Annotated in this window: 3 protein-coding genes; all 3 read left to right on the forward strand. The window is 65.6% G+C overall.

Annotated elements, in window-relative coordinates; all coding sequences use genetic code 11:
• A partial coding sequence (locus tag ACRC1E_RS11075; RefSeq protein ID WP_438515155.1) for a hypothetical protein occupies nt 1–251 on the forward strand: 251 nt, incomplete at its 5' end.
• The gene (locus tag ACRC1E_RS11080; protein WP_438515156.1) at nt 251–1,021 is read left to right on the forward strand and encodes an efflux RND transporter periplasmic adaptor subunit; all 771 of its coding nucleotides are present in this window, start codon (nt 251–253) and stop codon (nt 1,019–1,021) included. The genes ACRC1E_RS11075 and ACRC1E_RS11080, both read left to right, overlap by 1 nt.
• Nucleotide 1,022: 1 nt before the next feature.
• The gene (locus ACRC1E_RS11085) at nt 1,023–2,357 is read left to right on the forward strand and encodes an efflux RND transporter periplasmic adaptor subunit (protein WP_438515157.1); all 1,335 of its coding nucleotides are present in this window, start codon (nt 1,023–1,025) and stop codon (nt 2,355–2,357) included.
• Nucleotides 2,358–2,538 lie beyond the last annotated feature (181 nt).

Here is a 2,538-nt window from a genome sequence, read left to right on the forward strand (position 1 = left end):
AGCTGGCCTTGCTGCCGGATGGCGTCAGCGGCCCGCAACTGGAGATGCGACTGAGCGAGGATGCGGCCAAGGGAGGCGTACGCCGCGCCTACTGGACGCTGAATCTTAAGCGTGCCGACGGCACACCGGCCGGCAACACGCGCTACGCCAGCAGCCTGCCCGAAGGCAGTAGCGCCCGCGCGCTGAATGCCTTTGCCGAGGCCGCCGCCACGGCCAACCTCAACAACTTTACCCAGTGGCTGAACAAATAATGATAACAACGACAAACACCCCATCCCGCCTCCTATGCACCCTGTTGTTGCTGTGCCCGCTGGCGGGCACAGCCGCCACCCCGGCCAAGGCAGCCCCCGCCAAGCCGCCGGCACCTATCCGCGTGCTGCTGGCACCAGCACTGGAAACCACGCTCGCCAGCCAGCTGGTCGGGCGCATCACGGCGGTCAATGTGTCGCTGGGCCAGTCTTTTGCCAAGGGCACGCCACTGGTACGCTTTGACTGTTCCGAACAGAATGCCCGCCTGAAGATGTCGGAAGCAGAGCTGGCCGCCACGCGCGAGAACTATGAAGCCAAGCTGCGGCTGCAGGGTCTGCAGCAGGCCAGTGAGGTCGAAGTCTCGCTGGCCGCCAGCAATGTCGCCAAGGCGCGGGCGCAGATCGGCCTGTCGCGGGCACAGCTGACGCCGTGCACGGTACATGCCCCGTTTGCCGGGCGGGCAGTCAAGGTTGCGGTCAAGCCGCATCAGGGCGTGAACCAGGGGCAGATTTTGCTGGAGCTGGTCAGCCATGGCTCGCTCAAGCTCAGGCTGAATGCGCCGGCCAAATGGGTAGGCTGGCTCAAGCGCGGCACGCCGTTCGAAGTACAGATCGATGAAACCGGCAAGCCCTACCGCGCCCGGGTGGTCGCCATCAATGGCCGCATCGATGCGGTCAGCCAGACCATCGAACTGGAAGGCGTGATCGATCAGGCTTCGCCCGAGTTGTTGCCGGGCATGAGCGGCAGCGCGCGTTTCACTCCTCCGGCCTGATATGAATACGGAAACGACCCGCTGGCCCTTGCTATTAGGCCTGCAGCAACAGATGCAACAGGCGCGCGACGAAGCCGGGCTGTGCTTTTTGATCGCCAATGAAACCTGGCACCTGCTGCCCTACAGTCAGGCCTGCGTCTTTGTCTTCGACCCGCTGGGGCGCCTGCAGCTCAAGGCGGTTTCCGGCCTGATCAGCACGCTGGAGGACACGCCGTTTACCCTCTGGCTACAGCAGGTGGCCGCCGCCTGCGAGCGCAATGGCGCTGCGGCGCAGTGCTTCACCGCCGCGACGCTGGACAGCGCGCTGCAGGACGGCTGGGCCGAGTGGTGGCCGGCACATGCCTGCTGCCAGCAGCTGACCACGCCGCACGGGCGCCGCCTCGGACTGGTGCTGTATGTGCGCAACGAAGCGTGGCAGGAGGATGAACTTGGCCTGCTGGCCCAACTGCACCGCAGCTACGCCTATTGCCTGGCGACCTTTCGCCGCCCGCACGCCAGCCTGAAGATGCGCTGGCAGGCACTACGGGCCCAGCCGCGACGTTTGCGTCTGCTGGCGCTGGCCATCGCCGCCCTGCTCTGCTTCCCGGTGCGCCTGTCCTTGCTGGCACCGGCCGAGATCATCGCGCTCAAGGCCGAGGCTGTGTCGGCACCATCCGATGGCGTAATCCAGACCTTCCATGTCCAGCCCAACCAGCCGGTCAAGCAGGGTCAACTGCTGTTCTCGCTGAACGGCAGTACGCTGCGCAACCGCAGCGAGATCGCACGCCAGACGCTGGAGGTGGCACGCGCCGATGCGCTGACCGCCGGCCAGAAGGCATTCGACAGCCTGCAAAGCAAGGCCGAGCTATCCACCTTGCAAGGCCGGGTCAGCGAAAAGGAAGCCGAGCTGGCCTATCTGGAGGAGTCGCTGTCGCGCACCGAGGTGCGGGCCAGCCACGACGGGGTGCTGGTCTATGGCGACCCCAACGACTGGATGGGCAAGCCGGTCATCACCGGCGAGCGTATCGCCCAGCTGGCCCAGCCCGACAAGCTGGGGGTGCTGGTCTGGATTCCGGTCGGCGACGCCATCGCAATGGAGGCGGGCGCCGACATCAAGGTCTATTTGCAGGCCTCGCCGCTAAACGCGCTATCGGCCACGCTGGTGCAGACCAGCTATCAGGCGACACTGTCACCGGACAATGTCGCCTCCTACCGTGTCCGCGGCCAGTTACAATCCGGCGAAAGCGCCCATATCGGACTGCGCGGCGTGGCCAAGGTCTATGGTGAGTGGCAGCCGCTGGTCTACTGGGTGCTGCGCCGGCCACTGGGTGCGCTGCGCCAGTGGAGCGGTGTGTGATGCGGGTATCCGCTGCGCCAGCACAAGGCGACGAATAGACCCGATACAAAAATGGAATACCAATGAGCGCACCCCTGCCGGATACGGCGCCTAAACTCCCGGCGCAACTGCCGCCGCTGCGCGAAGACTTGCAACTGCACCCGGCTGCGGCCAATGCCGACGGTTCGCCGGCCTGGGTGAT

Origin of the sequence: Craterilacuibacter sp. (genome assembly GCF_051659485.1) — a bacterium.
In the GTDB taxonomy this organism is placed as follows: domain Bacteria; phylum Pseudomonadota; class Gammaproteobacteria; order Burkholderiales; family Chromobacteriaceae; genus Craterilacuibacter.